This is a genomic window from Nonomuraea sp. NPDC049649, from assembly GCF_040675175.1.
Taxonomy (GTDB): Bacteria; Actinomycetota; Actinomycetes; order Streptosporangiales; family Streptosporangiaceae; genus Nonomuraea.
Window position 1 is genome coordinate 156,371 of record NZ_JBFAOH010000001.1, and the last position, 21,922, is coordinate 178,292.

The 21,922-nt window shown below is 71.3% G+C and carries 19 protein-coding genes; 8 read left to right on the forward strand and 11 right to left on the reverse strand.

Annotated features, from left to right (window positions below; translation table 11 throughout):
- The first annotated feature begins 1 nt into the window (after position 1).
- A complete protein-coding gene (locus AB0J42_RS00735; RefSeq protein WP_364286753.1) occupies positions 2 to 1,546 on the forward strand; it encodes a hypothetical protein in 1,545 nt (514 codons plus the stop codon).
- A gap of 81 nt (positions 1,547 to 1,627) precedes the next feature.
- Here the strand turns inward: AB0J42_RS00735 and AB0J42_RS00740 are convergent, their stop codons facing one another.
- Positions 1,628 to 2,014 carry a hypothetical protein gene (locus AB0J42_RS00740; protein ID WP_364286756.1) on the reverse strand — a complete coding sequence of 129 codons (387 nt, stop codon included), beginning with the start codon at positions 2,012 to 2,014 and terminating at the stop codon, positions 1,628 to 1,630.
- A gap of 143 nt (positions 2,015 to 2,157) precedes the next feature.
- Between AB0J42_RS00740 and AB0J42_RS00745 the strand changes: the two genes are divergently transcribed.
- Positions 2,158 to 2,622: a S26 family signal peptidase gene (locus tag AB0J42_RS00745; protein ID WP_364286759.1), complete on the forward strand. Its 465-nt coding sequence runs from the start codon at positions 2,158 to 2,160 to the stop codon at positions 2,620 to 2,622.
- Between the two features lie 166 nt (positions 2,623 to 2,788).
- Here AB0J42_RS00745 and AB0J42_RS00750 read toward each other — a convergent pair whose 3' ends face one another.
- The 3 genes from AB0J42_RS00750 to AB0J42_RS00760 all read right to left on the reverse strand — a co-directional run bounded on the left by AB0J42_RS00750 (position 2,789) and on the right by AB0J42_RS00760 (position 5,174).
- Positions 2,789 to 4,507 (reverse strand): ABC transporter ATP-binding protein, encoded by a 1,719-nt coding sequence (locus AB0J42_RS00750; protein WP_364286762.1) that lies wholly within the window; start codon positions 4,505 to 4,507, stop codon positions 2,789 to 2,791.
- Positions 4,462 to 4,629: a hypothetical protein gene (locus tag AB0J42_RS00755; RefSeq protein WP_364286765.1), complete on the reverse strand. Its 168-nt coding sequence runs from the start codon at positions 4,627 to 4,629 to the stop codon at positions 4,462 to 4,464. The genes AB0J42_RS00750 and AB0J42_RS00755 overlap by 46 nt, the downstream gene beginning before the upstream one ends.
- A 194-nt stretch (positions 4,630 to 4,823) precedes the next feature.
- On the reverse strand, positions 4,824 to 5,174 hold the full coding sequence (locus tag AB0J42_RS00760) for a hypothetical protein (protein ID WP_364286768.1): 351 nt from the start codon (positions 5,172 to 5,174) through the stop codon (positions 4,824 to 4,826).
- Between the two features lie 395 nt (positions 5,175 to 5,569).
- On the opposite strand from AB0J42_RS00760, the gene AB0J42_RS00765 reads away from it, so the two are divergent.
- From AB0J42_RS00765 to AB0J42_RS00780, 4 genes are all read left to right on the forward strand, one after another.
- Positions 5,570 to 5,854 carry a zinc ribbon domain-containing protein gene (locus tag AB0J42_RS00765; protein ID WP_364286771.1) on the forward strand — a complete coding sequence of 95 codons (285 nt, stop codon included), beginning with the start codon at positions 5,570 to 5,572 and terminating at the stop codon, positions 5,852 to 5,854.
- Positions 5,855 to 5,882: 28 nt separating this feature from the next.
- Positions 5,883 to 7,136, forward strand: a complete 1,254-nt coding sequence (fmdA, locus tag AB0J42_RS00770) for a formamidase (RefSeq protein ID WP_364286774.1) — start codon at positions 5,883 to 5,885, stop codon at positions 7,134 to 7,136.
- Positions 7,137 to 7,649: 513 nt separating this feature from the next.
- Positions 7,650 to 9,104 (forward strand): endo-1,4-beta-xylanase, encoded by a 1,455-nt coding sequence (locus AB0J42_RS00775; RefSeq protein WP_364286777.1) that lies wholly within the window; start codon positions 7,650 to 7,652, stop codon positions 9,102 to 9,104.
- Positions 9,105 to 9,116: 12 nt separating this feature from the next.
- A complete protein-coding gene (locus tag AB0J42_RS00780; RefSeq protein ID WP_364286780.1) occupies positions 9,117 to 10,463 on the forward strand; it encodes a PHB depolymerase family esterase in 1,347 nt (448 codons plus the stop codon).
- 51 nt (positions 10,464 to 10,514) lie between these two features.
- Here the strand turns inward: AB0J42_RS00780 and AB0J42_RS00785 are convergent, their stop codons facing one another.
- The 6 genes from AB0J42_RS00785 to AB0J42_RS00810 all read right to left on the reverse strand — a co-directional run bounded on the left by AB0J42_RS00785 (position 10,515) and on the right by AB0J42_RS00810 (position 16,378).
- The gene (locus AB0J42_RS00785) at positions 10,515 to 11,852 is read right to left on the reverse strand and encodes a DUF6493 family protein (RefSeq protein WP_364286783.1); all 1,338 of its coding nucleotides are present in this window, start codon (positions 11,850 to 11,852) and stop codon (positions 10,515 to 10,517) included.
- Positions 11,853 to 11,894: 42 nt separating this feature from the next.
- Positions 11,895 to 12,050: a hypothetical protein gene (locus AB0J42_RS00790; RefSeq protein ID WP_364286786.1), complete on the reverse strand. Its 156-nt coding sequence runs from the start codon at positions 12,048 to 12,050 to the stop codon at positions 11,895 to 11,897.
- An 80-nt stretch (positions 12,051 to 12,130) separates the two neighbouring features.
- Positions 12,131 to 13,270, reverse strand: coding sequence for a transposase (locus AB0J42_RS00795; RefSeq protein ID WP_364286789.1), 1,140 nt, complete (start codon positions 13,268 to 13,270; stop codon positions 12,131 to 12,133).
- A gap of 388 nt (positions 13,271 to 13,658) precedes the next feature.
- Positions 13,659 to 14,576, reverse strand: coding sequence for a CAP domain-containing protein (locus AB0J42_RS00800; RefSeq protein WP_364286792.1), 918 nt, complete (start codon positions 14,574 to 14,576; stop codon positions 13,659 to 13,661).
- 373 nt (positions 14,577 to 14,949) lie between these two features.
- A complete protein-coding gene (locus AB0J42_RS00805; RefSeq protein ID WP_364286795.1) occupies positions 14,950 to 15,912 on the reverse strand; it encodes a peptidoglycan DD-metalloendopeptidase family protein in 963 nt (320 codons plus the stop codon).
- A 115-nt stretch (positions 15,913 to 16,027) separates the two neighbouring features.
- The gene (locus AB0J42_RS00810) at positions 16,028 to 16,378 is read right to left on the reverse strand and encodes a hypothetical protein (protein ID WP_364286798.1); all 351 of its coding nucleotides are present in this window, start codon (positions 16,376 to 16,378) and stop codon (positions 16,028 to 16,030) included.
- 89 nt (positions 16,379 to 16,467) lie between these two features.
- Between AB0J42_RS00810 and AB0J42_RS00815 the strand changes: the two genes are divergently transcribed.
- Positions 16,468 to 17,808: a hypothetical protein gene (locus AB0J42_RS00815; RefSeq protein ID WP_364286801.1), complete on the forward strand. Its 1,341-nt coding sequence runs from the start codon at positions 16,468 to 16,470 to the stop codon at positions 17,806 to 17,808.
- Here the strand turns inward: AB0J42_RS00815 and AB0J42_RS00820 are convergent.
- A complete protein-coding gene (locus tag AB0J42_RS00820) occupies positions 17,787 to 19,352 on the reverse strand; it encodes a hypothetical protein (RefSeq protein ID WP_364286804.1) in 1,566 nt (521 codons plus the stop codon). The genes AB0J42_RS00815 and AB0J42_RS00820 overlap by 22 nt on opposite strands.
- Positions 19,353 to 19,466: 114 nt before the next feature.
- On the opposite strand from AB0J42_RS00820, the gene AB0J42_RS00825 reads away from it, so the two are divergent.
- Positions 19,467 to 21,902, forward strand: coding sequence for a PEP/pyruvate-binding domain-containing protein (locus AB0J42_RS00825; protein WP_364286807.1), 2,436 nt, complete (start codon positions 19,467 to 19,469; stop codon positions 21,900 to 21,902).
- Positions 21,903 to 21,922: the final 20 nt, after the last annotated feature.

Genomic DNA, 21,922 nt, shown 5'->3' on the forward strand with positions numbered 1-21,922 from the left:
GGTGCCGGAAGCGATCCAAGCGTGCCAGATTTGCTTCATGATCCCCTTCAACGTCCCTGACGCACCACCGCTCACCTACGGCGACAGGTTCGACGTACCGGTCCTGCTCCGTAACGGGCCTGCGAAGAAGCCCAGGAAGCAGTGGCGGACGGCCGAACTCAAGCCGTGGGCCGGGCTCGGCGGGTTCCCCGCGACCAACGGCTGGTACATCACAACCACCACGTGGCGGGAGATCATCAAGGCCGCCGTCGAGGTCGGCCGCGACGTTACCCCTCACTTGCAGAATCAGCCGCAGTACGCACACGGAGAGCTCGTCGCCCGGGTTTCCCCGCTGTACGCCTACCTCGGCATGCACTCCGTCACGTCCCTGCACCCTGTGCCAGGCACGACGGGCCGCCGCCTGACACTGAACCCGGTGTACGCGTACGGCACCGAGCGCAGCGCGAAGAACGCCGCCGCCTACCGTCTGGGCATGACCATGACCGAGTGGGCCTGCCGCTCTCTGCTGGGCCTCGGTCAGACCCAGCACCTCGAACTCGGTGGTCCGATCGACGCCCTGTCCGACACGTTCAAGGATCCGAAGAAGAAGCTGCCCGACCTATGGGGGCGGCACGAGGACGAGGGCCTGTACTGGCTGATCGAGGCCAAGGGCGGCGATGTAGGCCTCGGCGCGCTCCGCAAGGGATGGGCACAACTGGCCGCCGGCAGCAGGATCCTCAGCTCGTACGCCCACCGCACCGTCCTGGTCGGAGCGTCGGTGCGGCCTGGAGACGATCTTTTTCTCACCATCGACCACGACCTGCACCCCGGACAGCCGCCGCGCGCCCGGGACGCATTCGACGTAGAGTCGGGCGCCCCCGAAGACCGTCTCGCTGACAGCGACGATGCGCTCATCGGTGCGGCCCGCGCTCAGATGCTCGTCTACCTGGCACTGCGCTCCGCTCCCGCCGCACAACTGCGCACCGTGCCCGTCTCCGCCGACCGCTCATCCCGTCGTCGGCGCTCCGGGCTGACCACGCCCCTGGAGAGCGACGACCTCACCCGGCTCGGGCGCGCCGAAGCTCGCGAAGCAGCGGCTCACACCGAGCGCCACACCCTGCGTGCCCGGATCCGTTCCATGGGCCTCGACGACTTCCTCACCTGCCGTATCCCCGGAACCGAGGTTCATCTCGGCATGTCCCGGAAGCTGTTCGCCGCCTGCGAGCGCCTCCACGCGGAAGATCTCGCCATAGCCCAGCGGACCCCGGGGCTGCGCGCCGAGGACCAACCGGCCGAGATCCAGGAACTCAGTGACGACGCCCAGGAAGAACAGCGGCTCACCCAGCGGCGAATCTTCCGGGAACAGCAGGAGGAAGCCCGCCCCCGGCTGCGCCCCCTGCTCCGCAACGCCTACGAGCGGGGAGAGACAAGCGAGTGGGGTGATCTGCTACGCCGTTCCGAGGAGCCGGAACTCGACCTCGCAAGCGGCGAACGGCTCCTCGAAGCGGCGACACCGGAGACGTACCTGGCGGTCAGCCCCTACAGCCTCCCCTCGCCACGCGCCTGACACCTGCTCCGCCTCGGTCTGCTGACCCCGAGCTGCCCTCGCGCATCAGATAGGCCGTCCGACCCGCCGGTCGCCGTACGCCTACTCAAGGCTGAAGCCCCAGAGCGCGCCCAGCCCCGACGCCACGCACACCATCACCCACATCAGCCGGGACTCGCGGGAGGTGATCACGGACGCGACCGCCCCCACCAGGAAGCCGATCAGCAGGAGCCAGCGCAGACTCTGCACCAGCTGCGAGACGACCAGGATGACCACGGCCGCCAGAAGGATCGCGGACGCGCAGCCCGGGTCGCCGGAGGGCGGCCGTGGGTCCGGCTGGTCCGGGCGCCGGTGGGGTGGCAGGGCGGGGCGCTCGTTCGGGTTCAGGCCGAAGGGGCCGGGGCCGTTGTCCTTCTGGTCCCATTTGTGGCCGTCCCAGTGATAGCGGCCTCCTCGTCCGTCCCGGTACCAGCCGGGTTCCTGTGCCATGGGTCAGCCCATCCCAACCGGGAGCATGCGCGTACCTCCTCAAAGACGACTCGACACGGCTCATCCTCGTCACGCTTTGATTGATCGCCACCGATCAACGGGGACGATCAACCACGCCGATCGCCGGCGGTTAGGGTGAGCGCGTGTGGTACGTGCTGATCTTGCTGGCTCTGGTCGCCTGCGCCCTCGTCGTCGCCCGGCGCCGGTTGGTGATCGTGCAGGTGAGCGGGCCGAGCATGCTGCCGTCGTACCGCTCCGGGGATCGGGTGCTGATCCGCCGCGTGCCGGGCTCGAAGCTCGGGCGGGGCCAGGTGGTGGTGTTCGAGGCGGCGCTGGACGGCCGGTGGCGCACCGGCCCGCTGTCCGCGCCGGAGAAGTCGGAGTGGCTCATCAAGCGGGTGGCCGCGCTGCCCGGTGATCCCGTGCCGCCCGAGGTGGCGCGCGCGGTGGGCGCCTCCGAAGGGGAGCTGGTCCCGGAGGGGCGGCTGGTCGTCATCGGCGACGGTCAGCTGAGCGCGGACTCGCGGAACTGGGGCTATCTCCCGGCGGACCGGGTGCTGGGCGTGGTGGTGCGCGGGCTCTCCTCGCCTTCCGCGGTGGGCTCGTAGCCGCTGGCCTGGAGTGCGAAGAGTCGCGCGTACGTTCCTTCCAGCGCCATGAGCTCACCGTGGGTGCCTTTCTTCCCCTCGTCGAGCACGACGATGAGCTCCGCGTCCCGCAGGGCGCCCAGCCGGTGGGAGATCAGGACGCTGGTGCGGCCGGCCCGATGCCTTCTCAGCCCCAGGTGGACGGCGTGCTCGGCCTCCGCGTCCAGGCCGGAGCTGGGTTCGTCGAGGATGAGCAGTCCCGCCGGTGGCGCATGAGGGCGCGGGCCAGCGCCAGCCGCTGCCACTGCCCGCCTGACAGGGTCACTCCCGCCTGCGGCTCGTCGCCGAGGAAGATACGGCTGAGCAGCGTGTCGTAGCCCCTGGGCAGGGCGTTGAGCGTGGCGTGGATCCCGGCGCGGCGGGCCGCGTCCCGGATGGGGCCGGGGTCGGCGCCGGCGGCCAGGTCGCCCAGCATGATGTTCTCGGCGGCGGTGAGGTCGTAGGTCATGTAGTCCTGGAACACCACGCCGAGCCGGGCGCGCAGGTCGTCCGGGTGCGCCTCGCGCAGGTCGGCGCCGTCCCAGAGGATGGCGCCGCGGACCGGGTCGTACAGCCTGCACAGCAGCTTGACCAGGGTGCTCTTGCCCGCGCCGTTCAGGCCGACCAGTGCGACGGTCTGACCGTACGGGATGAAGAGGTTCACGCCGCGCAGCACCCAGGGATGCGTGTCGTCGTAGCGGAACCAGACGTCGCGCAGTTCGATGCCCGCGCGCAGCGGGGGCAGCCGGGCGGGTTTCGCGGGCACCGGGAGACGGGGGGCGGCCTGGACGACGCCGATGTAGTGCCCGAACATCAGCAGGGCGTTGTGCGCGCCCGCCCACTGGCTGACGATCGAGGTCAGGGCCGTCTGCACCCCGGCGACGGCGGCGACGAACACCGACACGTCCCCCACGCTCAGGCTTCCGGCTGCGGCGGACAGCACGGCCCAGAACAGGCCGCCGGCTGCTACGGCGGCGCCCAGCAGGGACAGCAGGCCCTGGCTGCGCAGCGTCCGCCGGTCCAGGTCGCGCTCGGCCTCGTTGACGGTGCCGAGCTCGGTGAGCATCCGGGTGCGCAGGAAGTCGCCGAGCCCGAACAGCCGCACCTCCTTGGCCGCGTCGGGGCTGGTGAGCAGGGCGCTGTAGAAGAGCTGGCGGCGCGTGTTGGAGCTGACGCCCCACAGCATGCGGGCCCTGCGGCGGCTGAGCGCGAGCTGGACGCGGGCCGACGGCAGCGCGGCGGCGACGACGATGACGACCATGACGGGGCTGAGCACGGTCAGCGTGGCGGCGAACCCGAGCAGCGTCAGGACGCCCTGGCAGATGGTCAGCGTCGAGCCGACGATCTGCTGCGGCGCGTTCTGGCCGGCCTCGTGTGCGAGGCGCAGTTCGTCGTGGAAGGCGGGGTTCTCGAAGCGGCTGAGCCCGGGGTCGGCGTTGACGGCGCGGAACAGCCGGTCGTAGATCAGCCGCTGCAGCCCCCGGTGGAGCTGCCCGTTGAGGTATTCGGAGACGTGCGGCAGGACGACCAGGGCGAGGCCCGCGACTCCGAGCGCGGCGGTGAGCGGGATCAGGATGTTCTGGCCGCCGCCGCCCGCCAGCCGGTCGAGGATCAGTTTGGTGAGCCAGGCGGTCGCCACCGGTGCCGCCCCCATGAGCAGCACGACCGCCAGCGACCCCAGCACGGCGGCGGGCTGCGCCCGCCAGGCGAGTCCGGCCGCCACCCGGCCGCGCCGGAAAAGGGAGCGGCGGCGGTCTCTCGCGGGGCCCGGCCGGCCCGCGCCGCCGGCCGCCTCGCGAGGGACCACCGCCGCCCGCCGCGTCAGCGCCAGGGGGTGCAGGCCGTGTAACCGGCGGCGATGCAGCACGTCCTGCGCATGACGTAGCCGACGAACTTGACTTCGTCCCAGCAGGTCTCGGCGGAGGCGGTGGTCGTGGGCAGCAGTTTGTCGAGGAGCCGGTCGCCCAGCTTGTTGAGGGAACGGATCATGCGCTCTCCTCTGTCGGACCTCGTACGAGGTCACGGGTCGGCGTCTGCAACCTACGCCGGACCAAGATCGGAAAATAACGACGAAGATCGTTTAGACCGGGCGATCCGTTTTGATGACTTGTGTCGTTGACTCGCTTTTCACGCTGAAGTAAAGCCCCGGCCGGGCGATCCGGCCGGGGCCGACGGCGCGCGGGTCAGGCGCAGATGGCGAAGACGCTGATGCCGACGTCGTTGTAGCCGTCCTGGCGGCCGAGACCGATCCAGCCCCGCCCGTCGTCGGTGGGGAACGAGCCGACCAGGATCGCCCGGTTGCCGCGGGCCTCCGCGCCGCCGCCGAGGACCTTCTTGCCGCCGGGACAGTACAGCGTGCGGCGCTGGAAGTTGGGGACGTTGGCGTTGGGCAGCTTGACGAGCTGCCAGCCCGGCGGCAGCGCCGACTGTTGAGCCGCCGCTTCGGTGGTCGTGGTGGCCGCGGTGGCGGCGCTCACGCACGCGCACGCCGCCAGGAGGGCGAGGGGGAGGGCCAGGAGCTTCTTGATCCGCATCGTTTCTCCTTCATAGGTGCCCCGGCAGACCACACTTCGGGCAGCACGGAACACGCCGGCGAATGCGGTGCTGAGAGGAAGCGGTCACAGGGGCGAGAGGGACTGACACGTTGAGTATTCAGACGGTCACTCTGCGCGTCTATAGCCGGTCGGCGACACCGGCACCGCCGTGAGGGCAGGGCCGCCGATCCATAGCACGTACGGGGTGTACGTTGCGGGAGTTTTGCCCGGGACAGCAGTGCTCTACCGCAGTCCGCGAGGAAGCTTGGGAGAAGTGAGATCCGTTGCGGGGCATTAGCACGTTAAGTTGCCCATGCATCCGACTCTGAGGCTGTTTTCCCAGGTCAGGGGGCCTGGGGAGACTTGCTGTGTAACTCGCGCGAAAGGCACCTTCTGTGGCGGTTTATGGATATCGCTGTCCGCGTTGCTCCGATATAGAGGTCATTTTCGCGATGGGCACCGCACCCGCCGAGGTGCCGTGCCCGGAGTGCGGCGAGACCTCGTCCCGGGTGTTCTCGCCGCCGATGCTGGCACGTACTCCGGCCGCCCTGGCGGCCCAGTTGCAGCGCGCGGAGCGCAGCGCCTCCGAGCCCGAGGTCGTCACGTCCCTGCCGCCGCGCCGCGCCGCCGGGACCCCGGCGGCCGTCCATCCCGCCACCGGTCGCCTGCCGCGCCCGTGACCGTCTCAGCACCGAAAGGATCTCAGCCGTGCCAGAGCTGATCTTCCCGCTCGACTCGTCCAAGAAGTTCACCGAACAGGCCAAACTCGGCCACAACCGCTGGCACCCGGAGATCCCGCCGGTCGCGCAGGTGAAGCCGGGCGACAGCTTCCGGGTCCACTGCCGGGAGTGGTTCGACGGCGCGATCCGCAACGACGACTCCGCCGAGGACATCCGCGACGCCCCGCTGACCAAGGTGCACGCGCTCAGCGGCCCGTTCGCGGTGGAGGGCGCCGAGCCGGGCGACCTGCTGATCGTGGACATCCTCGACGTGGGGCCCATCCCGCAGGAGGAGGGCCCGCTCGCCGGCCAGGGCTGGGGTTACACCGGGATCTTCGCCAAGAAGAACGGCGGCTCGTTCCTCACCGACCAGTTCCCCGACGCCTACAAGGCGGTCTGGGACTTCCGCGGCGAGGAGGCCACCTCGCGGCACATCCCGGCGGTGTCGTTCATCGGCATCACCCACATCGGGCTCATGGGCGTCGCGCCGTCGGCGGAGCTGCTGGGCAAGTGGAACCAGCGGGAGGCCGCGCTGATCGCCACCGACCCGGACCGCGTGCCGGCGCTGGCCCTGCCGCCCGAGCCGCAGAACGCCATCCTCGGCTCGGTACCCTCGTCCGACTTCGACAGGGTCGCCGGCGAGGCCTGCCGCACCGCGCCGCCCCGCGAGAACGGCGGCAACCAGGACATCAAGAACTTCACCCGGGGCACCCGCGTCTTCTATCCGGTGTACGTGCCGGGCGCGAACCTGTCGGTCGGCGACCTGCACTTCTCCCAGGGCGACGGCGAGATCACCTTCTGCGGCGCCATCGAGATGGGCGGCTTCGTCGACATGCACGTCGACCTCATCAAGGGCGGCATGGAGACGTACGGCGTCGGCGAGAACACCATCTTCATGCCGGGCCGCACGCCGCCCCAGTACAGCGAGTGGCTCGCGTTCTCCGGCATCTCCGTCACGCTCGACGGCGAGCAGCGCTACCTCGACTCGCAGCTCGCCTACCAGCGGGCCTGCCTGCACGCGATCAACTACCTGACGAAGTTCGGCTACAGCCCCGAGCAGGCCTACCTGCTGCTCGGCGCGGCGCCGATCGAGGGCCGGTTCTCGGGAGTGGTGGACATCCCCAACTCCTGCGCCACGATCTACCTGCCCACGGAGATCTTCGACATCGACATCCGCCCCAGCGCGTCCGGCCCGGCCCGCGTGCCGGAGGGCAGCAGCGCGCCGCGCGCCAGCTTCGACTGACCCGCCGGCCGGTCCCCGGCCGGGCGTGGCGGCCCGGCCGGGGGCCCTGGGCGCGTGGTGTCACCCAGGTCCGGCGCGCTCAGGTGGATGTGAGCGCTAACAACGTACGGTCTGACCCTCCTTTGACACCCGGCGTGCAGCGTGGTGATGACGGCGATTAAATACAGCTCCCCGGAGGCCGTCAAGGGCTGCCGTGCGTGAAAGTTGCGGACGAGGGGGCGATATTTTTTCTCACCCAGATCGGTCATCTGCTGCGATTTTGCAGCGTAGCGCGCCTGCGACGAGCCCGGCCGAACGACCTCCACGAGGCCCGGCCCTGAAATTTTCGGTTGACCATTGACATGTTTCGGTCTTGTTTCCACACTGATCTCCAAGCGGGCGGCCCTGCCTGATGTGGTGATCGGCGGGGGCTGCCGGCCTTGACGCCACCGTGGTGTGCGCCTCAGGTCCGGGGTGCGGCGTCGTCCGCCGGGTTTCCCGGTCATCCCTCACGATTTCAGTCTGGAGTCAGGCATGGACTTGAAGGCTTTACCGTCGTCTGCCCGAAAAGCCCTGGGCGCCGCCGGTGTGGTCGTCGCCATGGGCGCGGCGCTGATGGTGTCCGTCCCGGCGAGCGCGGCGGAGAGCACGCTGGCCGCCGCCGCCCAGCAGAGCGGCCGGTACTTCGGCACCGCCATCGCCGCCAACAAGCTGGGTGACGGGCAGTACACCACGATCGCGAACCGCGAGTTCGACATGATCACCGCCGAGAACGAGATGAAGATCGACGCCCTGCAACCCAACCGCGGGCAGTTCAACTTCAGCAACGGCGACCGGATCTACAACTGGGCCGTCCAGAACGGCAAGCGGGTCCGCGGCCACACGCTCGCCTGGCACTCCCAGCAGCCGGGCTGGATGCAGTCGCTCTCCGGCGGCGCGCTCCGCCAGGCGATGATCGACCACATCAACGGCGTCCTGAACCACTACCGGGGCAAGATGTACGCCTGGGACGTCGTCAACGAGGCCTTCGCCGACGGCAACTCCGGCGGCCGGCGCGACTCCAACCTCCAGCGGACCGGCAACGACTGGATCGAGGTGGCCTTCCGGACCGCGCGGGCCGCCGACCCGTCCGCCAAGCTCTGCTACAACGACTACAACATCGACAACTGGAACTGGGCCAAGACGCAGGGCGTCTACAACATGGTCCGCGACTTCAAGCAGCGCGGCGTGCCGATCGACTGCGTCGGCCTGCAGTCGCACTTCAACAGCAACAGCCCCTACAACAGCAACTACCGCACGACCATCCAGAGCTTCGCGAACCTGGGCGTCGACGTGCACATCACCGAGCTGGACATCCAGGGCGGCTCGGCCACCACGTACCAGAACGTCGTCAACGACTGCCTGGCGGTGCCCCGCTGCGCCGGCATCACGGTCTGGGGCGTCCGGGACACCGACTCCTGGCTCGGCTCCGGCGCCAGCGCGCTGCTCTTCGACGGCAACGGCAACAAGAAGGCCGCGTACAACTCCGTACTGAACGCCCTCAACAACGCGGGCGGGAACCCCGGCCCCACGCCGACCGTGACGCCCACCGACCCCCCGCCGGGCACGGACGGGCAGATCCGCGGCGTCCAGTCCGGCCGGTGCGTGGACGTACCCAACGCCGGCACCTCGGACGGCACCCAGCTCCAGCTCTGGGACTGCCACACCGGCAGTAACCAGCAGTGGACCTACAACTCCTCCTCGCAGGAGATCCGCGTCTACGGCAACAAGTGTCTCGACGCCGGAGGCTCCGGCGACGGCGCCCGGGTGCAGATCTACTCCTGCTGGGGCGGCGACAACCAGAAGTGGCGCGTCAACTCCGACGGCACCATCGTCGGCGTCCAGTCGGGCCGCTGCCTCGACGCCGCCGGCTCCGGCAACGGCGCCCAGCTCCAGATCTACTCCTGCTGGGGCGGCGACAACCAGAAGTGGAACTTCAACCAAGGCTAGGAGACCAGAGCGATGACACGGCACCAGCAGGTGCCGGTCGGGCCCGGGACGGTGATCGCCGCGGCGATCGCTGCGGTGATCACCGTCCTGGCCGGTTGCGTCGCCCTGGCGCCCATGGCCAGAGCGGCGACGTTAACCCAGATCGGCAACTTCGGGGCGAACCCCGGCAACCTCCAGATGCACCTGTACGTCCCTGACAACACGGCCGCGAACCCCGGCATCCTGGTGGCGATGCACGGCTGCAACGGCCGGGCGACCGACTTCCACCGGCAGACGGAGTTCGCGTCCCTGGCGGACCGGCACGGCTTCATCGTCATCTACCCGCAGGCCACCAAGAGCATCAACGGCATGTCGAACTGCTTCGACGTGTGGTCGAACGAAGCACTCCAGCACGGCGGCGGCAGCGACCCCGTCTCGATCGTGTCGATGGTGGACTACGTCGTGCAGCGCCACAACGCCGACCCCGAGAAGGTGTTCGCCACCGGGTTCTCCTCCGGCGCGATGGAGACCATCAACCTGCTCGCCACCTACCCGGACGTGTTCAAGGCCGGCGCCCCCTTCGCCGGCGTGCCCTTCGGCTGCCTCGGCCCGCCCGGCTGCGGCGACCGGACCCCGCAGCAGTGGGGCGACCTGGTCCGCAACGCCTACCCCGGCTACACGGGCCCCCGGCCCCGGCTGATGGCCTGGCACGGCACCGCGGACGACGTGCTGAACTTCAGCATGCTGCAGAAGGAGATCGACCAGTTCACGAACGTGCACGGCATCTCCCAGACGCCCACCTCGACCACCAGCCCGCAGTCCGGCTGGACGCGGCGGGTGTACGGGTCCGGCCAGGTCGAGGCGTACACCATCAACGGGGCCGGGCACAACCTGCCGCACCCCGGGATGGCCGCCCACGCGATCAGCTTCTTCGGCCTGGACGACGGCTCGGGCCCCGGGCCCACGCCGACCGTGACACCCACTGACCCCCCGCCGGGCACGGACGGGCAGATCCGCGGCGTCCAGTCCGGCCGGTGCGTGGACGTACCCAACGCCGGCACCTCGGACGGCACGCAACTCCAGCTCTGGGACTGCCACGGCAACTCGAACCAGCAGTGGACCTACACCTCCTCGCAGGAGATCCGCGTCTACGGCAACAAGTGCCTCGACGCAGGCGGATCCGGCGACGGCGCCCGGGTCCAGATCTACTCCTGCTGGGGCGGCGACAACCAGAAGTGGCGCGTCAACTCCGACGGCACCATCGTCGGCGTCCAATCGGGCCGCTGCCTCGACGCCGCCGGCTCCGGCAACGGCGCCCAGCTCCAGATCTACTCCTGCTGGGGCGGCGACAACCAGAAGTGGACCTTCAACCCCTCCTGACACACCCCTTGTCCGGGCGGTCTCCTGCGGACCGCCCGGACACCTCTTTTCTCAGCTGACGGCGGCGGTCTCTCGTACGGACGCCGTCAGCCGGGCGTGCAGGCGCCTGCACTCGTGGACGAAGCGGCTCTTCCCGCGGCCGCGGGCGAACTCGCCGATGACCGGGATCTCCCCGCGGGCGCCGGTCCAGCCCGCCACCTCGCAGGCGAAGGCGACGAGCGCGGAGTGGGTCGCCGTGACGCGCCGCCCCTCCCCCGGCAGCATCCCGGGCAGCAGAGCGCGTACGATGCGCCAGACCTCATGATGACCCCCGGCTTCGGCCAGCTCACGCAGGGCCGCGAGGGCGGGGCGGGTCTCCTGCCAGGTGCGGCGGAGCACCAGCGCGAGCTGGCGGCCGATCGCCTCGGCGGGCAGTTCGCCCCGGGCGGCCATGCGCAGGATCACCGGGATCATTTCGGCCGGGCCGCCGATCAGGAGGAAAGCGATGATCACCGCCGTGGACTCCCCCGCCGGGCCCTGGGCGGCCTCCAGACCGGCGATGTCCGCCGGGGCCACCCGTCTGCCCCAGTAGTCGGGGATCAGGTACGGCAGATAGTTGACCGCCACGACCTCCCGGTGCGAGGGCAGGATGGCGGGCCATGCCCCTAACGTCGCGCCGGACTCGTCGTTCCTCCAATCGTACGGCTCGCGCAGCAGCACCTCGTCGATCAGCCGATGACCAATCGGAGCCGTCACCCGCAGCACTGGCCCCAGCCTGACCTCGGTGAAGTGTTCCGGCTCGCCGTCGCCGAAGTCGACCATGGAGGCGCCGACCATGTGGCGCCACGCCAGGCCGCACTCGGGGTCGGCCATCCCGCCGTCGGCGAGCCAGCGGGCGGCCGAACGCGCCCCCGCCGAGTCGACCTCCGCCGCCCGGTCGGCCGCGGCCGGGTGACGGCCGCGGGGCAGCCGCAGCAACGCCTGCGCCAGGTCGGCCGGGAGCGGCTCCACCTCGGCGGCGGCGCAGACCTCCAGCCGATCGACCAGCACATCGGGGTCGAGGTGGCCGCTCATCCAGGTCGGCGTGGCCAGCAGCACCGGCGGCAGGGTGCCGTCGCGCAGGGCCTCGGCGAGTTCCGCGTAGCGGTGCAGCAGGAAGTCGTGGAGCGGGGAGACACCACCGGCGTGGGGCAGCCGGTTGCGCCGCCGCCACTCGTCGTGCTCGGGCAGCGGCTCGGGCATGAAGGAACGCAGCCGGGGCGGGACGAAGACGACGGTCACCTCCACGAGCGGTTCGTCCGGGCCCGGCGGGGGCACCTGCTCCCCCGCCCGCATCGCCGCGATCCGGTCCGGGCGCACGCCGAGTTCGCCCATGCGCTCGTAGACGTCTTCGAGGACGAAGTCCGGCATGGCCTCCTCGGAGTCGTCGTAAACCCGCCTGTCGTCGTGGCTTTACTCGACGCCGTTCAGGTGGATCCTGCCTCCCGCGAAGGGGACCTCCAGGTCGCCCTCGCGGGCCACCGCCGCGCCGGACAGGGCCGTGCCGCCGGAGGTGGCGAATCCGAGACTGCCATCGACGAGGGAGGAAGACGCGGCGTACGTGTACACCTGCGTCGGTCAGCTTCTCGGCCGTAAACGACCGAGCTTGCAGTTCCTCGCCGTCGGTGGCTTCGACGGTCCGGTCCGCGTCAGGCAGCGTGACTCACTGCCCAGCCCGCCGCACCGCGCGAGGCGATGTTCCGGGCTGCGTTGACGTCGGCGTGCTCAGCGAAACCGCACGACGTACAAGCGAAGGTTTCCTGGCTGGTCCGGTTGTTCTTGTCCACATGGCCACAGTGTGAACACTGCTGTGAGGTGTAGGACGGGTCAACGTGGATCACGGCGACCCCCGACCGGGCCGCCTTGTAGCCGACGAAAGCTCCGAGCTGGTGGAAACTCCAGGAATGCAGCGTGACCCGCTGGGGCTTGCGAAGCCGTACCCGTTCGCGGATGCCCTGGAGATCCTCCAGAGCGATCCCGCGCCCGGTGCGTTCTGCCTCGGTCACGATGCTTTTGGCGATGATGTGGTTGACGTGCGCGGCGAACCGCGCCTCCTTGCGGCGGCGTTTCAGCAGCCGCTTGGCCGATCTGGTCTGCTTGGCCTGCAGGCGGCGGCGGAGTTCGCGGTTGCGGTGGCGGACCGCGTTCAGCGCTTTGCCGCTGTGCCGGGTCCCGGTGCTGGTGGTGGCGATGTTGGCGATACCCAGATCCACCCCGAGGAACCCGTCCGGCCTGGTGGCCGGGGCATCGGCCACCTCGACCGTCGCGTGCAGGAACCACATCCCGTCCCGGCAGATCAGATCCGACTCACCCCTGCGGTGGGCGGCCAGCAGCGCCAGTTGCTGCGCCGAACCGGTGAAGGCCACCCCTTTCAACCGCCCGGCACTCGTCCAGATCGACACCGTCCGCGCATCATGCTGCCAGGACAGGCACCGGTCGTCATACGGCTGGGCCGCCAGCGGCCGGAAGGAGATCGGCCGGGCTTCGATTCTGGCCCGGCGCGGCGATCCGGGCTTGCCCAAGTTCCCGGCGGCCAGGCCGGCGTGCAGGGTGCGGTAGGCGTCGCACACCTTCTTGATCACATGCTGGGCTGCCTGGGCGGCCAGAGCGTACTCGGCCTTGATCCGGTCGTAGGTGTGCCTGCGCAGATCGAAGTTACGGAAACACCGCCGCTCAAAGGCGATCTTCGCGACCAGGTTCGCCGCCCGGTTGGCGGCATGCAGGGTGGCTTCCATCGCCGCCGCCTGCTCCGGCGTCGGCAGGAGCTTCACCTGCACCACCAGTTTCACAATCGAACACACTACCCATCGGCTCCTGTCCCCGCGATGGAAACCCAACCCCCATATCCGGCGGGGTCGTAGCGTGGTCCACAAGCCTGCATACGCATGTGGTCTTCACGCTCAGGTACCGGCACAAGGTGTTCACCGACGAGATCCTGCGCCGCTGGGAAGACGTCCTGCGGCGGGGCACCCCTGTCGATCATCAAGGAGCACATCGAGAACCAGAAGCGACCTGGCTGAGCTGCCCACAGGCCAACAGTCAGTGCACCGCTCGGGCCTGGGGGTCCTCCTGCGCTGTCGTTTCCTCCCGGGCCTGAACGCCCGGGTTCCACGCCAGACCACGCTGAAGTCATGGCCGGGACAGTAGATCAGCCGACCGACAAAACCGGCGTACGGATCAGCCGGCGCCGAAGTTCTGGGTCCAGTAGATCCGGCCCTGCGCGTCCTTGGCGGCGCCTACTCCGATGTGGGTGTACGTGCAGTCCATGATGTTCCGGCGGTGGCCGTCGCTGTTCATCCAGCCCTGGACCACCTCGGCCGCCGTGCGCTGCCCCATGGCGATGTTCTCGGCCATGGCCGAGCCGGAGAAGCCGGCGGCACGGATGCGGTCGGCCATGTCGCGGCCGTCGAGGGAGTCGTGGTCGAAGTAGTCGTTCTCCGCCATGTCGGCCGAGTGTCCGTACGCGGCCTTCCGGAGCCGGGCGTCGTGCTTGAGCGGGCCGCAGCCGCCCTCGGCCCGCTCGGCGTTGGTCAGCCGGACGACCTCGTTCTCCAGCGCCGTGCCGACGGAGGCGGCGGTGGTCTTGCGGGGAGTGGGTGAAATCTTCTGGGTGGGGGTCGAGGTCGCGGAGGGGGTGGGCGTGGGAGTCGGGGTGGGGGTGGGGGTCGGCGTCGGGGTGGGGCAGGTCAGCCGGACCGCCTTGGACTTGGCGGTGCCGCCCCGGTAGTCGGTGGCGAAGGCGTAGTACGTACCCGGCTTGCAGGGGAGCTTCAGGGTGACGCGGCCCTCCCTGGTGGCGCCGCTCTTGATGACCGGGTCGTCGCCGGGGACGGCGCGCAGGATCCGCAGGCGCAGCAGCGCGGGCTTCGCGCAGCCGCGGCGGACGGCGGTGGCCTGGATGACGCCCCCGCTGATCGCGGGGCGGGCGACGCTCACGCGGCACTCGTCCGATTCGGCGGGGGTCGCCTCGGCCAGGGTGTGGACCGGGGCGGCGCCGCCCGCCGGCACGGGCATCCCGGGCGCCGCTCCGTTCATGGAGGGGGCGCAGGCGGCGAGACCGGCGGCCACGGCGAGTACCCCGAGGGGTCGACGCATGGGGGTTTCCTCCAGGGGAGGGAGACGCTGGTGGTCCCAGCATTCTGGCGTCCCGTGAACTGACTTGTCACCACAATTCGGACATTTCGCCTGTGATGAAGGCCCCAGTCAGCGGATTCGGCCTGCTCAGAAGCCGCAAAACCGCGCCCCGAGGAGACGGCCACGACTGCGGCGAATGCGGTTCACGGGCGGGAACCGGGCAACCGCGCCCCCAGGAGACCTGCGGGCAGGCGTGCCGCGAGTGCGGTTCACGGGCGGGAGCCGGAAAACCGCGCCTGCGGGCAGGCGACCACGACTGCGGCGGGTGCGGTCTCGGGGCGGGGGATCCGGCGGCGCTGAGGCCGGTGATGGCACCGGCCTCAGCGGGTCTCGGTCAGCCGAGCGGGATGACCGGTTCGTCCGAGAAGCTGGTGTAGTAGCAGCCGGTGGTGGGCAGGCTGGTCGCCGCCGGCGGGGTGACGCCGTCGTAGAGGGCCAGCAGGAAGTTCTGCGGGCAGCGCCGGGTGCTGCCGGTGCGGATGCCGAAGTGCAGGTGCGGGCCGGTCGAGTTGCCGGTGTTGCCGGTCAGCCCGATCTGCTGCCCGGCGGAGACCGAGGCGCCGTTGGAGACCGACCACGACGAGAAGTGGCAGTAGGTGTAGATGGCCCCGTCGGTGCCGGTCAGGTTGATGCCGCGGCCGCAGGAGCTGTCGTTGATGACGGTCACCGTGCCCGCGCGCACGGCGTACGCGGGGGTGCCGGTGCCGACCGGGAGGTCGATGGCGGGATAGTCGTGGTGCGGGTCGTCGTACTCGCTGCGCGGCAGCGCGTTCTTCGGCAGGGGCAGGGAGAACGCGGGCGCTCCGACCGAGGTGGTGATGCGGACCGCGTCGGCGACGACGTAGCCCGGCTGGCTGGTCCAGCGGCTGACGCCGACGACGGCGTAGTCGCCGGCGGCCAGGGTGAACGTGCCGAGGCTGACCCAGCGGCCGCCGTTGGCGCGCTGGTCGACGATCACGCTGCGGACGCCGCTGGTGGTCGCCACCATGAAGGGGGTGGCGCTGTTGTAGCCGGAGTCCGCTGGATACCAGACTTCGACCAGGTAGGGCCCGGTCTCGGCGATCGACGCCGTGAACCAGGCGGGGTCACTCGTGACGGTGTCGGGGGTGGCGAACCGGTAGTCCGCGCCGTAGCGCTGCGAGGACCAGGCCGAGGTCCCCCAGTCGGCGCTCGCGATGAACCGTCCGGCGGTGGCGTTGTCGACGGTGGTGGTCGCGGCGGCCGCTGGGCCCGCGGGGCCGAGCAGGACCAGAGAGACCGCCACGACGGAGGCTAACCAGCGAGTGATGATCTTCATCGGCTGTTCCCTTGGGGGGTAGAGGGAAAGAGCGGGTGAAGATATTCAACCAATCGACGAACGGTAACGAAAGATATCTACACCGGTCAAATGCCGCGCCCCAGGTCAGCGATGGTCAGCAGGCGCCGACGCACTCCTGCTCGCCGAGCTCCTTCCCGTCGAAGACGAGGGTCAGCTTGCCGCGGACCACGCCCTGGGCGGCGTCGAAAGAGGTCACGCTCCCCTTCACGGACGCCTTCTTGCCGTCCGGCGTCTCCCCCGAGCAGTCGACCTCGTGATCATCCCCGGATGCCTTGGCCGCGCAGTCGAGCTCCCCCGCCAGCTCGACGCCGGCGGCCTGCTCGATGGCGAGCTGCCCCAGCACGCTCAGCGCCCCCTCGACGGCCCCCTCCTCGGCGGCCTCCTGAATACCGGAGCAGCCGGTCAGCACCATCGCGGCGGCCACCCCCGCAAGAGCTAATCTCATGTCCGCACTTTCCATGATCGACGAATCGGTAGGGGGCCATGTAACCACGGCCGGGGCCCGCCACACGCCGAAATCACTATCCTCTGGGTGTGCACGAAGATGATCTTCGGACATGCCTGAGGGTGCTCGCCGAACTGGCCGATGCTCCTGAGGACGATCCCGATCTCGTACGGGTCCAGCACGCGGTCAGCGCCTTCACCAAGCGGACACGCCAGAACGAGCGGGCCAGGAGACTACGGCGGCGCGCCCAGGAGGACGCCGCAGCACTGGCCGCCGCCCCCGCTCCAGCAGGAGGGGCCGCCACCCGGACACGCGCCCCGGAGAGCCCGCCCGCGCAAGCGGGAGGGGCCGTGGTCCGGGCGGGCGTTCCCGTACCTCGTGCCGACCGGTTGACCAGGTGTTACGTCTGCAAGGCGCACTTCCGGGAGGCCGGAGAGCACTACGAACGGCTCTGCCCGCCGTGCGGCGAGGAGAACTGGCGGCGGCGCGCGGCCCGCGCCGACCTCACCGGCAGGCGGGCCGTCGTCACCGGCGGCCGGGTCAAGGCCGGGTTCGAGCTGGTGCTGAAGCTGCTGCGGGACGGGGCTGCGGTGACCGCGATGACCCGCTTCCCGCAGGACGCGCGCCGCCGCTTCGCCGCCGTGCCGGACTACGGCGCGTGGTGCGACCGGCTCACCGTCACCGGCATGGACCTGCGCGACATCCCCGCCCTGGTGCGGTGGTGCGACGAGCAGGTGGCCGCGGGCGAGCCGCTGGACATCCTGGTGAACCTGGCCGCCCAGACCGTCCGCCCGCCCGCCTCCGCCTACGAGGCGCTGCTCGCGGGCGAGCGCCGGGCAGAGCTGAAGGCAGGGCTGACGGCGGGGCTGACGGCGGGGCTGACGGCGGGGCGGGTGTCGCTGCCGGAGGGCACGGTGGACGTCGCGGGCCTGCTCCCCGACCCGTCGCCGGTCAACTCCTGGACCCGGCTGGTGCACGAGGTCGGCCCGGTGGAGCTATTGGAGGTGCAGCTCATCAACGTGACCGCGCCGTTCCTGCTGCTCGGCAGGTTGCGGCCGCTGCTGGCGCGCTCGCCGCACCCGCGCCGGTACGTGGTGAACGTGTCGGCCGCCGAGGGCCAGTTCGCCCGGGTGTACAAGGGGCCCGAGCACCCGCACACCAACATGGCCAAGGCCGCGCTCAACATGCTGACCCTCACCAGCGCCGCCGAGCTGGCCGCCGCCGGGGTCTATCTCACGAGCGTGGACCCGGGCTGGTTCTCCGACCAGCAGCCGGACCCGGACCGGCGGCGCAGGGCCGCCGCCGGGTTCCGGCCGCCGCTGGACGCGGTGGACGCCGCCGCACGGGTGTACGACCCGATCGTGCGCGGCGAGGCGGGTGATCCGCCGTACGGGTGCCTGCTGAAGGACTACCGCGTCGCGCCCTGGTGAGCGAGCTCGCCCGCGGTGGCGAGCAGTTCGGGCAGGGTGCCGACGTAGCCCTCCTCGAGCAGCCGCAGCGCCGCGGTCCACGCCTCGGGCCGCCCGCCGAGGTGCCGGTGGACCAGCTCGGCCAGGCGGCGCAGCACCCGCAGGTCGGGCATGACGCCGTTCCGGGGCGCGAGCACGGCGTCGGGTGAGACCAGGGACAGCACCTCGTCGGCGGTCAGCTCGCCGCGTTCCCGCAGCGCGGACGCCACGCGGCGGCCGTAGATCGTCTGGGCGTCCCAGTGGGCCCGCTCGCCGGGGATTCTCAGGCCGCGGCGCGGGCCGGAGCCGGTCTCGCCGGTGACGAACGGGCGCAGCGGCACGTCGCCGTCCCGGCCGAGCATCGTGCGCACCGCCGCAGTGCCGCGCAGGCCCGGCAGCCACAGCGACTCCGCGTACCGGTCGAGCGCCTCGGGCGGCAGGGCGGCGGCGATCTCCTCGACGGTGAGGGTGCCCGCCACCTGGCCGTTCCCCGCGACCTTCACCAGCGCGCCCGCCCCGACGACCGTCAGGTGGTCGAGGACCAGGGCGAACAGCGCGGGCGACGGGCTGGGAACGAGCGGCGCGAGCTCGGGATGGTCGGCGACGGCGAGGAGCAGCAGGTCGTCGGGGACGTCCGTGCGCTGGGCGATCAGCCGGGCCGCCTGGTAGGGCAGCGGGCCCTCTCGGCGGCGCCGTTCCGGCTCGGCGTCCAGGAGAGCCTGCCAGTCCACGCGGGGGATCGACGGGTGGCGCCCGTGGACGACCGTGCGGACCGGCCCTCCGTCGCCGGACGGGGCGCAGGCGGCGGCGTCGGCCAGCTCGGAGGCCGTGCGCAGCCACTCCGGGCGCCGGACCCGTTCGCTCAGCTCACGCAGCCGGGCCGCGCCCGCCTCACTGGTCAGGGCAGCTCGCACGTACGCGCTCACGCTCGGCTCCGACCGGCCGGGACCCCAGCGGAACTCGGGCAGCGCGCCGCGTTCGACCAGCTCGGCCAGCTCGCCGGTGCGTCCGGCGTCGAGCAGGGTCCGGCATGCCCGTACCGCGCCGTGCGGGTCCGCGCCCCTGCCGAGGCTCCGCAGCGCCCGGGCCGCGGTGCCGGGGTCGGCGGCGTGCAGCAGGGACTGGTGCCGCTGGGTGACCGCCTTGTCCAGCACGTCCGGGGGAAGGGGCAGCGGGGTGACGCCGTCGCGGCGGGAGGTCTGGTGGGCGAGCTGCCTGCGCAGGTTGCGCGGCATCTCCTCGGAGAGGAACAGCTCCCCGTTGACCTGGGGGTCGTCCAGGTCGAGCAACTGGCCGAGGAGAGACGCCACGGGGTCGAGGAGCTGGGCCGCGGGCGGGAGGCGTTTCTCGCCGGGGCGGCGCAGCATGGCGTCGGCGACGGGCCGGTTGAGCGTGCCGTAGCTGACGGCGGCGTCCCGGGTGAGCGGGTCCGCGACGAGTGCGTCCGCCTCGTCGGGGGCGGCGAAGCGCAGCAGCCCGGCCGCGCACCTGTGGATGTCGGCTGCTCTGACGATCGTGGCCTTCACGGTCCGACACCGTAGGGGCTGTGATCATCAAGCGCCACCGTGGTGTGGTCGATCGGGCGGTGTTAGCGTCGCGTGCGGAGCGCCAGGTAGCAGGCCGGCCTGAAGGGTGGCGCGATGAAACTGATCTCGTTGTACGAGGTCGATGCCTCCATGATCGAGCTGGTGGGCGGCAAGGCCGCCGGGCTCGGCGAGATGATCAAGGCGGGTGAGCGCGTCCCCGGCGGCTTCTGCGTGACGGTGGAGGCGTACCGGTCGGGGGAGCTGCCGGAGCGGGAGCTGATCGAGGCCTACGAGCGGCTGGGCGGCGGGCGGGTGGCGGTGCGTTCCAGCGCCACCGCGGAGGACCTGCCGGAGGCCAGCTTCGCCGGTCAGCAGGACACGTATCTCAACGTGGAGGGGGCCGCGGAGCTGGCCGCCGCGGTCCGCCGCTGCTGGGACTCCCTGTTCACCGAGCGGGCCGTCGCCTACCGCGCCGCCGCCGGGGTCGGGGACACGGCGATGGCCGTGGTGGTGCAGCGCATGGTGGATCCGGTCGTGGCCGGGGTGATGTTCACCGCCAACCCGGTCACCGGCTGCCGTGCCGAGACGGTCGTGGACGCCGCTCCTGGACTGGGCACCGCGATCGTGGACGGCACCGTCGTACCGGATCATCATGTGCTGCGCGACGGGACGCCGGCCGCGCCGGACCCCGGCGGGTGCCTGGACGGCGAGCAGCTCGAAGAGCTGCGGGCGGCGGGGGCGCGGCTGGAGGAGCACTTCGGCGCGCCGCAGGACGTCGAGTGGGCGATCGACGGCGAGGGGACACTGTGGCTGCTGCAGTCGCGGCCGATCACCACGCTCTTCCCGGCGCCGCCCGAGACCGGTGACACGCGGCTCTACCTGGAGCTCGGTCACATGCAGGGCATGCTGCGCCCGTGCACGCCGATGGGGTTCTCGCTGTTGAAGACCTGTGCGGGCCTCTGGTTCGAGGCGGCGGGGGCCAGGGTCGACCGGCGCGACCCGATGCCGCGGCTGGTCATGATCGGCGGGCGGCTGTTCTTCGACGTGACCGACTTCCTGCGCAGCAAGGCGGTGCGCAGGCGGCTGGGTGACGCGCTGGAGGTCTACGGGCCGAGGGTGCAGGGCGCGGTGCTGGCCATGCTGGACGATCCGCGGTTCGCGCCCCGGCCCGGGCTGCCGTTCCGCACGGGGAGCCTGCTCAGGGGCGCGGTCCGGATGCTGCCCGGCGGCGTCGCCGGGCTGGTGTCGAGCCTGGCCCGCCCGGCGCCGGCCCGCGCCCGCGCGTACCGCGGCGTCGCGGAGATCAGACGGCTGATCACTCCCCCGGGCGAGTCCGCCACGGCCGCCGAACGGCTGCGCTGGGTGATCGAGGACTCCCACCGGCCGATCATGAGCGTCGACATGCACGGGATCCTCTGGCCGCTGACGGCGGGCATGCTCGCCGGGACGCTCCCGGCCGCGCTGCTCAAGGGGGTGGCGTCGGACGCGGAGCTCGACACCGTGCTGGGCGGCATGCCGCACAACGTGACCACCGAGATGGACCTCGAACTCTGGGGGCTGGCCGTGCGCGCCCGCGAGCACCGCGAGCTGTTCCTCGGCACACCCCCGGAGGACCTGGCCGCCCGGTACCTCGCCGGCGACCTCCCGGACATCGGGATGGCGGAGTTCCTGCGTGAGTACGGCGTGCGCGCCGCGGCCGAGATCGACGTCGGCATGCCGCGCTGGGACGAGGACCCGGCGCCGCTGTTCGCGACGATCGCCAACTACCTCCGCGTCGAGGACCCCAGTCAGGCGCCCGACGTCCGGTTCGAGGAGGCGGCGGCGCGGGCCGAGCGGATGATCGGGACGCTGTCGCGGCGGGCGCGGCGCAGGCGGCCGGTGCGCGGCCGGCTGGCGGTGTTCCTGATGCGCCGCTCACGGGAGCTCACCGGGCTGCGGGAGCTCGGGAAGTTCGCCTGGCTGCCCGTGCTCCGGGCGGCCCGGCGGCAGCTCCTCCTGGCCGGCGCGGACCTGGCCGGGCGCGGCCTGCTGGAGGAGCCCGGCGACATCATGTTCCTGAGCCTCGGCGAGGCGCGCGCCGCCGCCCGCGACGGCGCCGATCAGCGGGCACTGGTCGCCCGGCGGCGCGCGGAGTACGACCGTGAGCTGCGGCGGCGCACCGTGCCCGGCGCCCTGCTGTCCGACGGGACCGACGTGGAGGCGCTCGCCCCCGCGCCAAGGGCCGAGGACGGGGTGCTGACCGGCATGTCCGGGGCCGCGGGCCGGGCGACGGGCCGGGCCCGGGTGATCCACGACCCGGCGGGCGCGCACGTCGAGCCGGGCGAGATCCTGGTCGCGCCGACCACCGATCCGGGCTGGACGCCGCTGTTCCTGACCGCGGCCGGCCTGGTCACCGAGACCGGTTCGCCGGTGGCGCACGGCCCGACCGTCGCCCGCGAGTACGGGATACCGGCCGTCATCTGCGTCCGCCACGCCACCAGCGAGATCGAGACCGGGCAGCTCATCACGATCGACGGCGCGGCCGGCACGGTCCGCGTGGAGCCGGAGTGACCGCCGGCCGGTTTGTCGGT